Origin of the sequence: Exiguobacterium sp. BMC-KP, assembly GCF_001275385.1 — a bacterium.
GTDB lineage: Bacteria > Bacillota > Bacilli > Exiguobacteriales > Exiguobacteriaceae > Exiguobacterium_A.
The window spans coordinates 901952-918320 of sequence record NZ_LGIW01000015.1; the positions used below are offsets into that span (position 1 = coordinate 901952).

17 protein-coding genes are annotated in these 16369 nt (G+C 44.8%); 12 read left to right on the top strand and 5 right to left on the bottom strand.

What is annotated here, in order from left to right:
- Window positions 1-137: 137 nt before the first annotated feature.
- The 5 genes from ADM98_RS10410 to ADM98_RS10430 are packed head-to-tail and all read left to right on the top strand — an operon-like array spanning window position 138 to window position 7518.
- Window positions 138-833 (top strand): ABC transporter ATP-binding protein, encoded by a 696-nt coding sequence (locus ADM98_RS10410; RefSeq protein WP_082318541.1) that lies wholly within the window; start codon window positions 138-140, stop codon window positions 831-833.
- A 27-nt stretch (window positions 834-860) separates the two neighbouring features.
- Window positions 861-1634 (top strand): hypothetical protein, encoded by a 774-nt coding sequence (locus tag ADM98_RS10415; protein ID WP_053453442.1) that lies wholly within the window; start codon window positions 861-863, stop codon window positions 1632-1634.
- 19 nt (window positions 1635-1653) lie between these two features.
- A complete protein-coding gene (locus ADM98_RS10420) occupies window positions 1654-4290 on the top strand; it encodes an ABC transporter permease (RefSeq protein WP_053453443.1) in 2637 nt (878 codons plus the stop codon).
- 55 nt (window positions 4291-4345) lie between these two features.
- On the top strand, window positions 4346-6973 hold the full coding sequence (locus tag ADM98_RS10425; RefSeq protein ID WP_053453444.1) for an ABC transporter permease: 2628 nt from the start codon (window positions 4346-4348) through the stop codon (window positions 6971-6973).
- A 17-nt stretch (window positions 6974-6990) separates the two neighbouring features.
- A complete protein-coding gene (locus tag ADM98_RS10430; protein ID WP_053453445.1) occupies window positions 6991-7518 on the top strand; it encodes an HAD-IIIA family hydrolase in 528 nt (175 codons plus the stop codon).
- A 192-nt stretch (window positions 7519-7710) separates the two neighbouring features.
- Here the strand turns inward: ADM98_RS10430 and ADM98_RS10435 are convergent, their stop codons facing one another.
- On the bottom strand, window positions 7711-8442 hold the full coding sequence (locus ADM98_RS10435; RefSeq protein ID WP_053453446.1) for a hypothetical protein: 732 nt from the start codon (window positions 8440-8442) through the stop codon (window positions 7711-7713).
- A gap of 788 nt (window positions 8443-9230) precedes the next feature.
- Here ADM98_RS10435 and ADM98_RS10440 point away from each other — a divergent pair.
- Together ADM98_RS10440 and ADM98_RS10445 are read left to right on the top strand one after the other, a co-directional pair.
- A complete protein-coding gene (locus tag ADM98_RS10440; protein ID WP_160315937.1) occupies window positions 9231-9869 on the top strand; it encodes a hypothetical protein in 639 nt (212 codons plus the stop codon).
- A 5-nt stretch (window positions 9870-9874) separates the two neighbouring features.
- Window positions 9875-11128, top strand: coding sequence for a hypothetical protein (locus ADM98_RS10445; protein ID WP_053453448.1), 1254 nt, complete (start codon window positions 9875-9877; stop codon window positions 11126-11128).
- A gap of 1 nt (window position 11129) precedes the next feature.
- Here ADM98_RS10445 and ADM98_RS10450 read toward each other — a convergent pair whose 3' ends face one another.
- Together ADM98_RS10450 and ADM98_RS10455 are read right to left on the bottom strand one after the other, a co-directional pair.
- Window positions 11130-11660: a nucleotidyltransferase domain-containing protein gene (locus ADM98_RS10450; RefSeq protein WP_053453449.1), complete on the bottom strand. Its 531-nt coding sequence runs from the start codon at window positions 11658-11660 to the stop codon at window positions 11130-11132.
- A complete protein-coding gene (locus ADM98_RS10455) occupies window positions 11657-12244 on the bottom strand; it encodes a TetR/AcrR family transcriptional regulator (RefSeq protein WP_053453450.1) in 588 nt (195 codons plus the stop codon). Before ADM98_RS10455 ends, ADM98_RS10450 begins: the two co-directional genes overlap by 4 nt.
- Before the next feature lie 153 nt (window positions 12245-12397).
- Between ADM98_RS10455 and ADM98_RS10460 the strand changes: the two genes are divergently transcribed.
- Window positions 12398-13114, top strand: a complete 717-nt coding sequence (locus tag ADM98_RS10460; protein WP_053453451.1) for an ABC transporter ATP-binding protein — start codon at window positions 12398-12400, stop codon at window positions 13112-13114.
- Complete coding sequence (locus ADM98_RS10465) at window positions 13114-14142, top strand: ABC transporter permease (RefSeq protein WP_053453452.1); 1029 nt, start codon at window positions 13114-13116, stop codon at window positions 14140-14142. The genes ADM98_RS10460 and ADM98_RS10465 overlap by 1 nt, the downstream gene beginning before the upstream one ends.
- On the opposite strand, the gene ADM98_RS10470 is transcribed toward ADM98_RS10465, so the two are convergent.
- Entirely contained in the window at window positions 14143-14817 is a 675-nt protein-coding gene (locus ADM98_RS10470) for a DUF4129 domain-containing protein (RefSeq protein WP_160315938.1), read from the bottom strand. It abuts the gene before it with no gap.
- Between the two features lie 113 nt (window positions 14818-14930).
- Here ADM98_RS10470 and ADM98_RS10475 point away from each other — a divergent pair, with 113 nt between their 5' ends.
- The 3 genes from ADM98_RS10475 (at window position 14931) to ADM98_RS10480 (ending at window position 15743) form a co-directional block, all read left to right on the top strand.
- On the top strand, window positions 14931-15275 hold the full coding sequence (locus tag ADM98_RS10475) for a DUF2200 family protein (protein ID WP_053453454.1): 345 nt from the start codon (window positions 14931-14933) through the stop codon (window positions 15273-15275).
- Window positions 15276-15287: 12 nt separating this feature from the next.
- The gene (locus tag ADM98_RS17375) at window positions 15288-15458 is read left to right on the top strand and encodes a hypothetical protein (RefSeq protein WP_160315939.1); all 171 of its coding nucleotides are present in this window, start codon (window positions 15288-15290) and stop codon (window positions 15456-15458) included.
- Between the two features lie 75 nt (window positions 15459-15533).
- Window positions 15534-15743 (top strand): hypothetical protein, encoded by a 210-nt coding sequence (locus ADM98_RS10480; protein ID WP_053453455.1) that lies wholly within the window; start codon window positions 15534-15536, stop codon window positions 15741-15743.
- 60 nt (window positions 15744-15803) lie between these two features.
- Here the strand turns inward: ADM98_RS10480 and ADM98_RS10485 are convergent, their stop codons facing one another.
- Complete coding sequence (locus tag ADM98_RS10485; protein ID WP_053453456.1) at window positions 15804-16346, bottom strand: NADPH-dependent FMN reductase; 543 nt, start codon at window positions 16344-16346, stop codon at window positions 15804-15806.
- Between the last annotated feature and the right edge of the window lie 23 nt (window positions 16347-16369).

Sequence of the window (16369 nt, forward strand, 5' to 3'; positions counted from 1 at the left end):
GATCATAGGGAGAAGTTATGAACCAACTATGAACAAATATAAAAAAAGTGGTTGGATCAGAAACAAAAACGCAATAGACAAAATTTTCTAAAAATAATACACTGAACATAACCAAATTATGTAAAAGGAGTGGTCATATGGATATTACCTTTCAAGATATTTCGCATACATTCGAACGAAACGGTGTCCGGACCGATGTCTTGCATCAACTAAACGGTCAGTTTTCGCAAAGTGAGGTGACGGCACTCGTCGGTCCATCCGGTTCTGGAAAATCAACGTTCCTGAGTCTCCTTGGTTCGCTTGATCGTCCAACGTCCGGTCAGATCCTCTATGACGGGCAGGACATCACGTCTTGGAAGAACAAACGGTTATCGCAATTCCGCTCGCAAGAGATCGGCTTCATCTTCCAGCAGTTTCACTTATTACCGGCGCTGACGGTGTCTGAGAACTTAAAGGTCGCCTTGTTAAAGCAAAAGACATCCTTCAATCAAGAGGAGCGAATTCTCGAACTGCTCGAACGGGTTGGACTCGACGATAAACGGAATGCTCTACCTGCTCAATTATCCGGTGGACAACAACAACGGGTCGCGATTGCCCGTGCCCTGCTTCACCATCCGCAATGGATTCTCGCGGACGAGCCGACCGGTAATCTCGATTCCGTGACCGGTGACGCAATCTTTGAGTTGTTACTAGAGCTGCATCGTGAAGCTAAGTGTGGCGTTTTATTTGTCACACACGACCTAGAACTCGCCGAACGTGCTGACCGGATTCTCTTCATGCAGGATGGACGAATCGTTGAAGATCGCCGGAAGCGCACGGTGCAAAGTGTCTAAGTATTGTTAATGAGGAGGTGTCTCGCGTTGCACACGTTTCGTGCCAAATTAATCACGAGCTTTGTCGGCTCACTTGTCGTTTTTCTGTTACTATCGGTATCGACGCAGTCCGCGTATGAAGCGTTTCAAAATGCGGACTTCTCGGAACAGGAGACGACGATCGTACGAGATTGTAATCATGATGACTTATCAAAACTTATTTTCAAAAAAAATAGTTGTACACTCGATAACACAATCGACGAAAATTCTGAAGGTGAAATTTTAGGTATAAGTACAGGTAAAACGGAAAAAGTGGATGGAACAGCACGTGGAAAAGCCAATGCTACCAAGTCGCCAGGCTTTTTGGAATCAGCAGAAGAACAGGCAGGCTCTAGTTTTTCAATCATCCTTCTCTTGTTGCTTCTTGTCGGAAGTTTCATCATTTATTTTGTAATCAAAAAACGAAAGCGACTCACAGGAAAACATCCTTTAGAGAGTGCGGAGGATATGCAAGATCAATCAAACTTTTCTTTCAAGAATAAAACTTCTTCTACAATCACTCAGTCGATACCTACTCCTCCTATCGAATCACTGCGCCTGATGCTATTTGATTTTAATCAACGATTACCACGTGCCCTCAAACGGCGAAGTCATGAATCGTTGACGGATTGGACGGAGCGCATTCATCTGGTGACGCCACTCTCCCCTTATTTCGTCACCCGCTACGCGACACGAGCAGAAGTAGAAGCACTCGATGCACAAGCGATTCACCATTTCGAACAAGATCTTGCGCGTTATTTAAAGACGCAGCTCTCCCAATAACAAGCAAAGGAGACTACATATGTTACGCTTCGTCATTAATCAGTGGCGCCGGCAGCGCGGGAAATTCATTCTGACGCTCGTCGGTGCCCTCATCATCAGTGCTGGACTCAGTTTGATGTTCAACCTCACCGACTCCAGTCAAGGGACGGTCGAACAAACGTTACAAAAGAAATGGTCGTCTGCCTATGACATCGTCGTGCGACCGAAGGGAAGTCAACTTGCAAGTGAGTCGAATGATTTACTGGAACCGAACTATTTGAATGGAATCGACGGAGGAATTTCCTTCAAACAATACGAAACCATCAAGAAAATGAGGGACATTGAAATTGCAGCTCCGGTTGCTGTTATGGGATATGTAAACTCTGTTACTTCGTTTAAAAATGTATTGAAGTTTCCAAGCGAACCCGGTATGTATCGTCTAACAGAAACGAATTTTATCGAAAATGGTTTTACGAGAGAACGTCAATCGCATAGCGTCATCCATATCTCTCAAGGTACGAAAGTAAATGTTCCGAAAAATGCTTCTTTTTTCAATGAACCCATTGAAACGTTTAAAAATGCAATTGCAAGAAACCCAGTATTGATTGTTGGAATCGACCCTGTCGAGGAAGCTCGACTTGTCGGATTAGATAAAAGTGTTCGCTTAAATAAAAAGTCTCGATATTTCAACAGCACAGATCAACATCAATCCGGTAATTATTCGGACGAACACATTATACCCGTCTTAATCAATCCGAACTCCTTTAACAAAGGAAGCTATGAATACACAATCGAAAAATTAGATGCCCCCTTTAAAACAGAGCAGGATCAAAAGAAGTTGATTGATGGTCTAGTAAAAAAACAGCCAAAACGTTCAGTTCTTCATTCAGCGTTAACTACGTACCCTACAAAAAAAATACAGCATCTTGAAATTCCAGCATCTAAAGTGGAAGAAAACTATCTTCAAACACTTATAGAAAAGACAAATTCTACGTATGTTGATATGACAAGCGCTGAAGGAGCCCAACTACTTTATAAATCTGGACAACTCTCGTTTAAGCCAGCCAATAGTCCATATCCAAGTCGCTGGAAGACTGCCTATGAAGTATCGGCTTCGCCAACTAAGATCAAAAATTGGACATTTGGAAAACAATTTTTACCTACAAAAGGTTTCCGTTCCCTTGAATCCGTCGGACGTAAGGTCAAAAAGCCAAAACCAGGAGAGTTGGATACTGTCTTCCCATATCTTGCATTCAAGGTCGTCGGCTTATATGATCCGAATAACATCAAGGTCTCAAAGGACCCACTAAACGAGTTACCGATGGAAACTTATCGTCCCTCGTCTGCAGATCTTGTTTTAGATGCAAAGGGCGAACCCGTCAACCCTGCAAAATCAATTGATACATCTGGTAATCCTGTTGGTCTTTTGACAAGTTCACCAAATATCTTAACGACGATCGATAGTGCACGGGCAATCAATGGCGAACAAGCTATTTCTTCGATTCGTCTGAAAGTCAAAGGTGCAACGACCGTCAGTGAAGAGTCAGAACAACTGCTTCAAGATGTGAAACAACAAATTGAACAAGAAACTGGATTGATCGCTACCATTACAAAAGGTTCATCTCCTCAACCCGTCGTCACGAAGGTCGTCGATGACGGCAAAACGCTCGGTTGGATTGAACAACCATGGATCCACATCGGTGCCGCGATGACAATCTTCCGCGAGACGAGCGTCGGTTTCTCCGGTGTCATCTTCGCGATGCTCGCCGTCGCAATCGTCTATGTCCTCGCGACGAGTTATGTCTCGATGCTCGCCCGCCGGAAAGAATTCGCCGTCTTACTCGCACTCGGCTGGCGGACGAAGGATCTCTACAAAATCGTCTTGATCGAGGCGTCGATCCTCGCCGGATTCGTCTCAATAGTCGCCTTGATCGTCGAAGGGATCTTCTCGCTCGTTCGGAACGAAGCGATGAACGGCTGGAGTCTCGTCTGGATTGCACTGTTCAGTCTCGTCATCTACCTGGCAGGTGCGATGTGGTCGGCGTGGACGATTCGCCGCATCTCACCGTACGAAGCGATCAAGACCGGTGAGTATGCAAAGGCGGCTCGCGTCGGACTGAAGCTTCGTTCGACCGCGACACTTGCACTAAAGGAACTGATCGGGAAATGGAATCGCAATAGCCTGTCCGTCCTCTCGATTGCTTTACCGACAGCTCTCTTGACCTTCTTCCTGTTCGTGACGTTCCATTTACAGGGTGTCCTTTACACGTCGTGGCTTGGTCAGTTCGTTGCCCTGCAAGTCGGTCCGATGCATTACGTGACGATGAGTGTTGCAATCACGATCGCCATTTTGACGACGGGGGAAATCATGTGGCAAAACGTCACCGATCGCCGCGCTTCACTTGCTGTCTTAAAAGCGCTCGGTTGGACGAACGGAGCGATTCGACAATTGATCGTCCTCGAAGGTTTCTTCGTTGGTCTGATTTCCGGCATCATTGGACTGATCATCTCCTATACGACAATCTATGTCTTATATGATCTCGTCCCTTGGAATGAACCGTTATTGATTGGCGTATCCTTCGCTTTACCAATCTTATTCGGTGTCATCGCTGCCTTCATCCCAGCGCAACTGGCAGCACGTGTTCAACCGTATCAAGAACTCAAAGATGCAGCTTAATATTTTGTAGCGAGGGACAGCAGACGTTGTCCCTCTCTTTAAAGGAGGAATGACGATGTTGCGTTTTGTCTTGAATCAATGGCGCCGGCAGCGCGGGAAATTTATTTTGACACTCGTCGGCGCGCTGATCATCAGTGCCGGACTCAGTCTGATGTTCAACTTGACGGACTCGAGTCAAGGAACGGTCGAACAGACGTTACAGAAAAAATGGTCATCCGCCTACGATATCGTCGTGCGACCGAAAGGCAGTCAGATGACGACCGAGTCGAGTAAGTTACTCGAACCGAATTATCTCAATGGAATCAACGGTGGGATTTCGTTTAAACAGTACCAACAAATTAAACAAATGAACGAGATTGATATCGCAGCTCCGGTTGCTGTCATGGGATACGCTAATATCGGTATCTCGATTCCAAATCAAATCCACTTTCCGGACAAGCCTGGTATTTATCGACTGAGTAATTCACATTATGGCGCTGGTGGATTTTCGAAAGAACTCATTGCACAGGATGGTGCCTACTTTTCAACTATGGAAGAGCCTCTCGTTCCTCCGAACACGCGATTGATCCATCTTCAAAATCCGCAAGATTTTTCATCCGTACAACCCTTTACCTATAGTCTCATCGTCGGAATCGATCCGGAGGCGGAAGCGCAACTCGTCGGTTTGGATAAGAGCATCCTGAATCAGAAGAAGTTTCGTTACTTCAACCAGGAGGATGTTCCCTCAGCCAGCAAGGAGAGTTCCAACCAATTCAATATTCCGGTATTGATTAACCCAAAATCCTTCAATACGGGATATAGTCAATTTAAGTTAGAACAAGTTAACGTCGATCTGAAAACGAAACAAGCACGCGACACATTTTATCAACGACTAGCTCAATCGAACGCTCCTCAACCTCTCGATCAAGAAAAACGAAAGATCATCCAAGACATTAAAGTCGATGCCTCTAAAGTCGAGAGCGCTTTTTTTGATTCCCTACTCGGTCAAAAAACTAAGGTACTTCCGCATTCGGAAGCAAATACTAACGCTCAACTCGTCGCCCAGACAGGCTCATTGACTTATCAAACGATGAAGAGTCCGTTCCCTACACGATGGGAGAATGCTTATGAAGTACATACAGCACCTACTGCATTCAAAAACACGATATTATCGTCCTCTTATCTTCCGAAACGCGGCTTCCGGACGGTAGATTCTTATGAAATAAAAATGAAAAAATCGGATGGATCTGCTTTTAAATCAATGAATCCTTATCTGACATTTGATGTCGTCGGTTTGTATGATCCAAACAAGATCAATGTCTCCAAAGATCCATTAAACGAATTACCGATGGAGACCTATCGACCATCGGCTGCGAGTATCGTACTTGACTCAAAAAATGAACCGGTCAATCCTGCCCAACCGATCAACACGACCGGGAATCCAATTGGTCTGTTGACGAACTCTCCAAACGTGCTCACGACAATCGATAGTGTCCAAAAGGTGATGGGTGATCAATCGATTTCATCGATTCGATTAAAAGTAAAGGGTGCTTCTTCTGTCGGTGAACAGTCGGATAAAACCTTACAACGCATCAAGTCGGAAATCGAACGAGAGACTGGTCTTATCGCTACGATCACCAAAGGTTCCTCTCCTCAACCGGTCGTCACGAAGGTTGTCGATGAAGGGAAGACGCTCGGTTGGATCGAACAACCATGGATCCACATCGGTGCTGCGATCACAATCTTCCGCGAGACGAGCGTCGGATTTTCAGGTGTCATCTTCGCGATGCTTGCGGTCGCGATCGTCTATGTCCTCGCGACGAGTTATGTATCAATGCTCGCCCGCCGGAAAGAATTCGCTGTCTTACTCGCTCTCGGCTGGCGGACGAAGGACCTCTACAAAATCGTTTTGATCGAGGCGGCAATCCTCGCCGGATTCGTCTCAACAGTCGCCTTGATTGTCGAAGGCATCTTCTCGCTCGTTCGGAGCGAAGCGATGAACGGCTGGAGCCTTCTCTGGATCGCGCTGTTCAGTCTCGTCATCTACCTGGCAGGTGCGACGTGGTCAGCGTGGACGATTCGTCGGATCTCACCATACGAAGCAATCAAGACCGGTGAATATGCAAAGGCAGCTCGTGTCGGACTAAAGCTTCGTTCGACGGTGACGCTCGCACTAAAGGAATTGATTGGGAAATGGAAACGTAATAGTTTATCCGTTCTCTCAATCGCTTTACCGACAGCTCTCTTGACATTCTTCTTATTCGTGACGTTCCATTTACAGGGTGTTCTTTACACGTCGTGGCTTGGTCAATTCGTTGCCCTGCAAGTCGGTCCGATGCATTATGTGACGATGGGTGTTGCGATCACGATCGCTATTTTAACGACGGGTGAGATCATGTGGCAAAACGTCACCGATCGCCGCGCCTCACTCGCCGTTCTAAAAGCACTCGGCTGGACGAACGGCTCAATCCGTCAATTGATTGTCTTCGAAGGCTTCCTCGTCGGTCTCATCTCCGGAGTCATTGGGCTGATTGTCGCCTACTCGACGATTTACGTTCTATACGATCTTGTTCCCTGGAATGAGCCGTTGTTGATTGGCGTATCGCTCGTCCTACCGATTCTGTTCGGTGTCATCGCAGCTTTCATCCCAGCACAACTGGCGGCACGTGTGCAACCGTACCAAGAACTCAAAGATGCTTCGTAAACTAAGGAGTTGTACACATGAATTCTATTCAAGCAATATTTCTTGACCGAGACGGAACGATTGGTGGAGATGCCACCGTCCACTATCCTGGAACGTTTGCGTTATTTTCTTACGTTCCTTCGCTAATCGAACGCTTACGTGATCAAGGGATTTTACTGATTGCGTTTACGAATCAACCTGGTATCTCAAAAGGACTCGCGCGTGAAGAGGAGTTTCGGACTGAATTACAGGACTTCGGCTTTGATGACACGCTGATTTGTCCGCATGCAGCGGAAGATCGATGCTCTTGTCGCAAACCATCACCAAATTTATTACGGCAAGCACAAGTAAAACACGCTCTCCGACTCAATCAATGTGTCGTCATCGGGGACCGCTGGAGCGATATGGTGGCAGCTGCGCATGCCGGGTGTATCAAAATCTTAGTCCGAACCGGTGCCGGAGAGAGTTCCATTCGCGAATACGCTGACCGGGTGGAACAAGCAAACGTCGACTATATTGCCGACGACTTGGCAGAGGCGATCGCTTGGCTCGATACGCAAAACTGAATAAACGAAAAGGCGCGGTTCCTTATTAGGAAATTGCGCCTTTTGTTATTTCTTGGAACGTTTAAGTTGAGAAGATGGGAGGATATTGTGCACTAACACAAATATGAGTGCAAACCATTTCGTGAGTTTGTACCACCGCATCCTTTAGACGATACTTTAATAGTGTCACTCCTGAAATGTAACAATTACTAGTCATATTTTGTGACTCATAAAGTATATGATATCTTTTAAAAATTGATTTTTCTCTTGTAAATTCAACATACAGATATTTTTCTCATCATAACGAGTTAAATAATACACATTTTGATTAGTTCCAAGTTCAATTCGTTTACACCATTCATGAAAGGTTTCCGAACGTAGCCTTCTTAAATTCAGCGGGAGTGTTTGATTTAAACGTATGACAGCTTCTCGTATGGCGTTATTCAGTGAACTTTCTTCACCTTCGTAATCGTTAGTTACATTATTGTATATCATCGTCGTTTCTTCTAATTTAAATTGACTTAAATAGGGGTTTTTATCAAATAGGACGTTACGCTTTTTCCGTGATCGAAATCCATACAAAAAAAGAATCACGATAGATATTATAAAAAAATAATATTTCATATTTTTAATATTCTCAACGACGTCATTTATAATTTTTTCTAACTTTGATTTTTTTAATTGCGCTGCTTTCACATCTTCCTTAAATAAGTATACTTTTGGATTTACCGAGTTCATTTTCTCATTTTTCCCCTTTGTATCTTTAGGAGCATATCTTTTTTTTAGGAGATTAGGAAGTATTTCGCTTGCATGTCTAAAGTATTGTCCTGAAGAAGCATCAAGGTTTTTTTTGTGATAATAACTGTATGCGTATGACGTTGATTCTTTAATGATACTTATCAAAAAAATAACCATTAGTACGTGTAAGACTATCTTTTTCAGCATGACTTAATCAATCTCCTTTCAACTAATGAGGAAACATCATAATAATTTTCTTAATATTCTGAATTTATATTATGTAAAAGATTGAAGGAAACTTTTAGGGATAGCATTCTTTCATGTCGAGAGAAGATAGAAGAACGTTAGTGAAATAATCGACGACGATCAACTCGAATGTATTTTGATGTTATTGTAACTTCAAATTAATACGTAGTTTTGCTCCATCTAAAATCTAGACGTAACTCAAAAAATCTCTCTTCAAAAAGTAGATAGTTTTTATTATTTCAACTGTCTATTTTTGAGAGAGCATATAACAATGGGAGTCGCGCCTTTGTTATTTCTTTGAACGTCCCGGTTGAGAAGATGTGTAGACACTGACCGCCAACACAAATAAGATTGAAAACCATGTCCAAAATGACATGCCACCGCCTCCTTGTGATGATGCTTGGGTACATTAACTGTCTTCTTGTTCTTACCAATAAATTCCTGCATTCATTTATTAGCAATTTTTCTTAATAGATAAAGCGCGTAGGTGATCGATGAACAGTCTTCGCCATGAGAATGATATAAATACTTCCGAAATACACGTTCATAGCTAGATTAAAACCTGACATGTTGTTGCCACTTATGTTTTAAAGAGTCTTATATTTAATCTACTATAATAATGCAATAGTCTATGTTTCCCCGCCTTACAATTATGTAATAATTTTCAATAAACCTTCATTTTTAGTAGATACACGTTACACTGAACGTACGAAATAGAGGTGAATACATTGCAATTAACATTTGAGTACATGCCTTATTATTACGATGATAATCTTCAGTTGATTCCAAATGATTTTTCAGACCCTGATAATCTGCGTTTCGTCATCGAACAAAACTACACATCAGCCTTTAGTATCTTTACGAATCCAGACGATGAATCGTCTTCATTTGAAAGTTCATTTCTTGAGCAGTGGCTTCATCGATTACAAGCCTTCCCACTATTCGTCTGTGTAGAGGTGAATCGTTATGACGAAGAAGAGTTTGAAGCGTTATGTCGATTTTATTCGATTACATATAATGATTTAACACCACTTGCGGACAAACGATTCATCGTCGCTGAACTGAAGCATGCCGAAGACTTTCAACGATTGTATTCTTACATCCATCCCCACGCGAGTTGGAATGATCTTGTCATCTGGTCAACCAAACCAAATGTCTTCCGGATTGAATACCGAACGCACTACTACTCCGAACGACCAGAAAAAACGGTCATCGTCGCCATGCAGGAAAAAATGTCTGTCTTTGCGTTCAGCTACGATGCAGATGTCGTGAATGTCGTCTCGAATCAACCGTTTTTCGAGACAGCCGATCGCTTATTCCAAACCTTACCTGACTTCGTCGTTCCGACTTTAGATGACGCTATCGAAGACATACAAGAAAAGGAGTGAACGAGTTGCACCCATTAACGAAAGATTTAATCTCCCATATCCAAGATAAATATCAACTGAACGACTATGCCTTACATGAATCCTTCTATCGCCGTGAAAAAATTCATGGTGAGACGCAGTACTTGCTTGAGACATGTTGGTTCCCCATCAATCACGGTCCATGGTCTGAAGACGAGAGTTATCCGGACGGTACGATTGAGATTCAAGTCGATACAGTTACACGACGAACGACATCAATCAACAAACATGGTGATGTCACGATTCATTCTCTTCCAGAGGACTTGCGTGATTCAGACACACAGACTGCCTGGCTTGAGCAAGAGTTAGGAATGCCGTTCAACCAGGAGTTCATGTTACTGAAGCACCAAGATTCGCTGTATCAGTATGTCGGCTGCCAAAACGGAATTCGCCTCTTCCCTGGTTTTTTCATTTCGCTTGAATTGAAGGACGATGGAGCGCTTGATTTTTTCAGTGTGTATGGAACCCCCGCCCTGAGCAACAAGTATCCGACTGAATCGTTTTTACTGTCACCTGTACAAATCACACCGATCATTTCAGAACAGGTACGGTTCTTTTTTGCACCTGATGAGCAACAACGCAAACTAGCATATGCGATTCAAGAAATCTTTATTTCTCAAGACGGCTCGCGCACGTATCCTTTGGATGATCCAGACAGTTCAGCCGTCATGGTAAACGAAGTCGTGACATGGGACAAACCCTCTACGTTCTCCTACACGCGTAAATGGATTAAGCGGCAAGACACCGTCACAGCACGCGATGCCGAAGCTCAAACGCCACACCCGGATTACCGCCCGTTGACGGACGAGACGCTAGCGACTTGTATGTCGATTGCTGTAGACGTCATCGCTGCCGAGTATCCTGAGGAGTCAGGAGCGTGGACGATTCAAGAAATCAATCGGGATTTTCCATTCATTAACGTAGTAGTACGCCGAACACATGACGACATAAGTCTCGCTTACAAACGTCGTTTGACGATTCTCCTGATAGAAGAAACTTATGAAGTCAGCCTAATCGTTGATAACGAGTCGATTATCGCGCTCTACCATGACTCGACGCAACCGTTGCCTAATAGCGTGCCAAAAGAAGTCATACGTGACGTACTCATGCCTTATCTGACATTAAAACCCTATTATGTCTTCGACCAGGTGCTCGATCAGTACGTTCTCTGCGGACTACTCGACTCTGATCATGCTTACTTACCGGCAACGAACGAAGTCGTTTTATTGCGCGACTTATGAGTCAGTTCCGCCATTGATCTATCCGATTCCTTATTGCTTTTGGAAGAACGAGTCGTCTCAGCTGTTTCAGTCGTTCTCGGTCCGCTTCCTGCTCAGCAAGATAGTGTTCAATCATTGCGACCTTTTGTTCTCGTCCTGGAATCAGTTGATAGATGACATACCAATCGACGAGTGACATAAATGGAAGTCCTGTCTCATTAATCGTTTGTTCAGCAAACGGATAGACGAAGATCCCCTCGTCATGGCGAATCTGAAGTCCGCTCATCAGATCGACATCGATATCATGAATGATAAATTCTTGGAACACCTGTGTCGCGTATAGTGACATCTTGTCTTGTTCGACGATGGTTCCCATTTCCGATAACACTTGGACTGCTCGTTCGACGTCTTCTAGCGCGACAACGAGGTCGATGTCATGCGGAGTGACAGGCAGTCCATGATGTGCTAACAGCAATGAACCACCGATACCGAAGCGAATTTGCTCTTGTTGTAATGCCTTAACGATATAGGCTACTACTTCCTGTAAGTTCATCGCCGGAACCCCGCTGCTCGAAACGGTCCTTCCATTGAAATCGTAAAGACGATCCGAGCAATCTCTTCCGGTGTTGTTTCGTTCGGATGACTCAACCACGATTCAATCACTCCAAGGTGGGCAGCAGAAAGATAGGCGACGAGGTAGTCTTCCGGAACGAGCCGTTCTCCCTGTTCCGGAAGTCCTGAGAACAGAATCTGTTGCATGTAATCGCGGACCCGGTTCCGAAACATTCCGTCACTCGCCGGGCTAAGTAAAATCCGCATCAGTGTCCGGTGCTCATAAAGGAACGTCAGAAACGGAATGATCCGTCGGTACGGAGATGATTCCGATTTATTGATTAGGACGAACGGAATCTCCCGTTCGAACGTCGCTTCAATCTTTTCAAAGATCTCATTCGTCATCCGTTCGAGCAGTTCGTATTTATCCGCGTAATGATGATAGAATGTCCCTCGGTTGACTTCAGCGCGTTCCGTCAATAACTTGATCGTCACGGCGTCAAAGCCGACTTCGTCGATCAGCTGAAGGAACGTCTCGCGAATTCGTCGGTCGGTTCGAATGATGCGTAAATCTTGTTTTTTCATCAAAATCGCCTCTTTCTTCAACAGTTTGTCGGGATATGTCGCTTAAGCAACAGATGGACATCAATTGGTCATTGCTCCCATTTTCTCTCCCTTTTATAATGAAATTAATCAACACATTGTTCAATAATTATTTTATAAAAGGAGGGAAATACGATGGATTTACGACTACACGGTGTATCGAAATCGTTTCATCAACAGGACGTCCTCCAACAAATTGATCTCCTGATTCCGTCTGGTGAGATTTGTGGATTGCTTGGTCCGTCAGGGTCTGGCAAGACGACGTTGATTCGCTTGATGATTGGCGCGATTCAAGCAGATTCAGGAACGATTCAAATCGGTGACAATTCGATGCCAAACTTCAAGATGTTATCGAAGATCGGTTTCATGCCACAAAATGATGCCTTATATGAGGATTTATCTGGCCTTGCGAACCTACAGTTTTTCGGTTCCTTATACAACATGTCTCGTCAGGACTTAGCGAAACGAATCGAAGAGGTCTTGACGCTCGTCGATTTAACGAATGATCAAAAAAAGCTCGTCCGTCATTATTCCGGTGGGATGAAGAAACGGTTGTCCCTCGCCATCTCAATCCTACATCGTCCGAGCATTCTATTCCTGGATGAACCGACCGTCGGAATTGATCCCGTGTTACGCCGACAGATTTGGAATCAATTCCAAGCGATTCGTGCGCAAGGTACGACGATTGTCGTCTCGACCCACGTCATGGATGAAATCAATGAGTGTGACCGGGCGGCATTGATCTATAACGGTCGAATCATCGCTTATGACCCCCTCGACCGTTTGCTCGCACAGACGGAAAACGGAAAAGTTGAAGAACTATTCCTGCTCGCCGGAAAGGACGTGACGTGATGTGGCAACTCGCACGACGGGTCATCCGTCAAACGTTGAACGATAAACGAAGCGTCGGACTGATTTTACTTGCTCCGTTATTAATCTTCAACTTGATCTATTTCTTGCTCGGAAACGATGACTACACGCCAGTCGTCGCCATTGACCAGGATGTACCAGCTCCGGTCTCACAAGCGATTGAAAACCAGGATTTGTCGATCAAAGCGTATAGCGGTAGTGATGCGGACGCCTATCTGAAAGATCACAAAACGGTCGACGTCGTCTTAGAGATGAGCGACAATCAGCTGTCCTTAAGTCTCCGCGAACCATCGACGAAAAGTTCGAAAGCACTACGCGAGATTCAAGCTGGACTTGCGTCACTGCAACCGACGATGCAACTTAAGACGAACTATCTCTACGGAGATGTCGATCAATCGACGTTTGACGCGCTCGGTTTCGTTTTTTTATCACTATTCTCCTTCTTTTTCGTCTTCATCTTATCAGCGATGGCACTCGTCAAGGAGCGCAGTGGTGGCACGCTCGAGCGCTTGATGATGACACCGATTCGCCAAACGGATGTCATCTTCGGCTATACGCTCGGTTATAGCGTTTTTGCTTCCATCCAAGCCATTCTTGTCGTACTATATGCGACGATCGTTCTTGATCTGCCATCTGCAGGCTCGATCATCTGGGTCTTCCTGACGATGCTCGGACTTGCCGTTGTGGCGGTCTTGTTCGGGGCAACGATTTCGATCTTTGCCCAGTCTGAATTACAAGTTGTCCAGTTAATTCCTTTTACGATCATTCCGCAAATTTTCTTCTCCGGTTTGATTCCGCTTGATTTGATTCCGTACGGACTCGGGAACATCGGATATATCACCCCGATCTTCTACGGGGCGAGTGCAATCAAGGAAGTGCTTGTCTACGGCAATGGTTGGTCAAGTATCTGGCCGTTCTGGCTCGGACTATTCCTTTATGGTGCAGCACTGTTCCTCTTAAATATGCTCGCCCTCAACAAGTATCGTGGACATCAAAAAAGACACGGCTGATTATACGAGCCGTGTCTGATTTTGCTTAAGTTGTTCGAGGAAAGCAGTCCGTCGAGCAGAATCAAGTGTCTGCTCTGCCACGTCGGCATACCGAACGAGCTGATAGACCTCATGCGGAACCGTGACCTCTAGGCGTGTTAACCACTCCGTCAGCGTCTCATGTGTCCGCCGTTGCTGCGCTGGAGCAAGTGACCGATTGAACGCGCGCACCGCTTCACGAATTTTTGAATCAAGGATACTGCCTTCTAAGGAGAACTGGATTTCAGACGTTAGCGGAAGCGATAGAGCGGTTCGTTTTGGTTGATGTTTTGATGGGAATGACCACTGCATGCGGTTGAATCGTTGTCGACGATACAGATAGATGATGATGACTAGAGCGACAATCCAAGGAGCAACGCGAGTGATTTGATTGATTGCATCCGTCCATGATCCCTTTTCCACTTCAACAACAGGTTTCTTATCCGGCTCTTTCCGATATCCTTTGTGCCCATTTTTTGAAGAGCTCAGTGCCTTTGTGATCAAATCTTTTTTCGCATAGATGACTTTTTTAGTCGGTAAAATTGTGCTCGGGACATGTACCCAGTTTCCCGTCGACTGATCGATCGGAGGATCGACTAATGCTTGATACGACAGTTTTACACCAACGACGCCTAAAAATAGCAATACGCATGTCATGAAAGTCATTCCAATCATTCGACTTCTCATTTCATCCTGCACCTCCAAAAGGAAATTGAACTCCTTAACACAAGATCTTTTCCCATATGTTACCATGAAAGGAGGCGATTCAGATGAGTTACGAAAAAGTATTTCAAATGCCGATGCAACAGCTGTACAACGTATACCTACAAAAAGTAGAGCGCAAGCAACGGACGCAAGAGGAGCTGGTTGAAATCATGCTTTGGTTAACCGGACACACGCAAGCATCGTTTGAACAAGCAAAACAAGCGCAAACCGTCGCAGCCTTTTTCGAACAAGCACCCGATTTGAACGAACGTCGATTTTTAGTCACTGGTGTCATCTGCGGGATTCGAGTCGAGAACTTAACAGATCCACACATCCGTAACATCCGGATTCTCGATAAACTCGTTGATGAACTGGCAAAAGGAAAAGTATTATCTAAGATTTTACGATAAGGAGGAATGCTGATGTCTACGATACTCAGTACACTGGCCATCCTCATCATGGTGACCAGTGTGGCTTATTTCATCGTCTATCAAGTGAAACGAAACAAAGGTACCCATCGTTCACCTGTCTATCGACTCGTCTTTAGTGGTCTGTTAGTTGGTTTGATGGTTAGTTATTTTTTGTTGACGTGAGTCGTTTTTTTCAGTTTTGTTTTTAAATATTAAAAACATTAATACAGTATTTGAAATAATAAAGGAGGTATACGTTTGAAGATTCGAAAATGGCTCCTTCCGCTCTTACTACTCATCTGTCTTGTCTCACCAAATGCCGCAACATCCTATGTGAAATGGACGGTCGCTCCGACTGGTCACTACCTAGAACGGCTTCAAGCGGCTAACATTTCTTATAAAGTCCGGCAACAGACACTCTACATTCAAGAAAAGGATCTCCATCGCGTCACGACGTGCTGTACGTAATTCCTATACAAAATCCCCTCATTTCAGTCCGAAATGAGGGGATTTTGTATAGGAAAAGATTTAGCGAATCGTTTTCAACGCCGTTGCCCACGGGATGACTTGATCGAGCATTTGGTTGACCGACGTTTCTTGAACGACTGCGGCTTTGAGAACCGATCCGTTCTCAAAATCGGTGAACAAGGACAACGCAGGATGCACCCGGACGTCGGCGATCAATAATTCCCCTAAGATGCCGCGCAAATGTTCTGCTGCCCGTGCCCCACCGACAGAACCGTAGGAGACAATCCCTGCTGCTTTATTGTTCCATTCGACGCGGAGATAATCGAGTGCGTTCTTGAGTGACGCTGCAATCGAGTGGTTGTATTCTTGCACGATGAAGACGAAGCCGTCTTGCGCTGCGACATCCTTCGACCAAGCAGCAGCACCCGATGCATCCCCGTCTTTTTCACCAAGGAGTGGTAATTTGTAGTCAGCGATATCAAGAATCGTATAGTTTGCATCATCCCGTTGATCGGCGAGTTGTTTGACCCAGTTCCCAACTTGTGGGCTGAGACGTCCTTCACGTGTTGATCCTAAGATGATGCCGATGTTTAATTTCTCCATCTTCATTTCCTCCTCTTATTTAA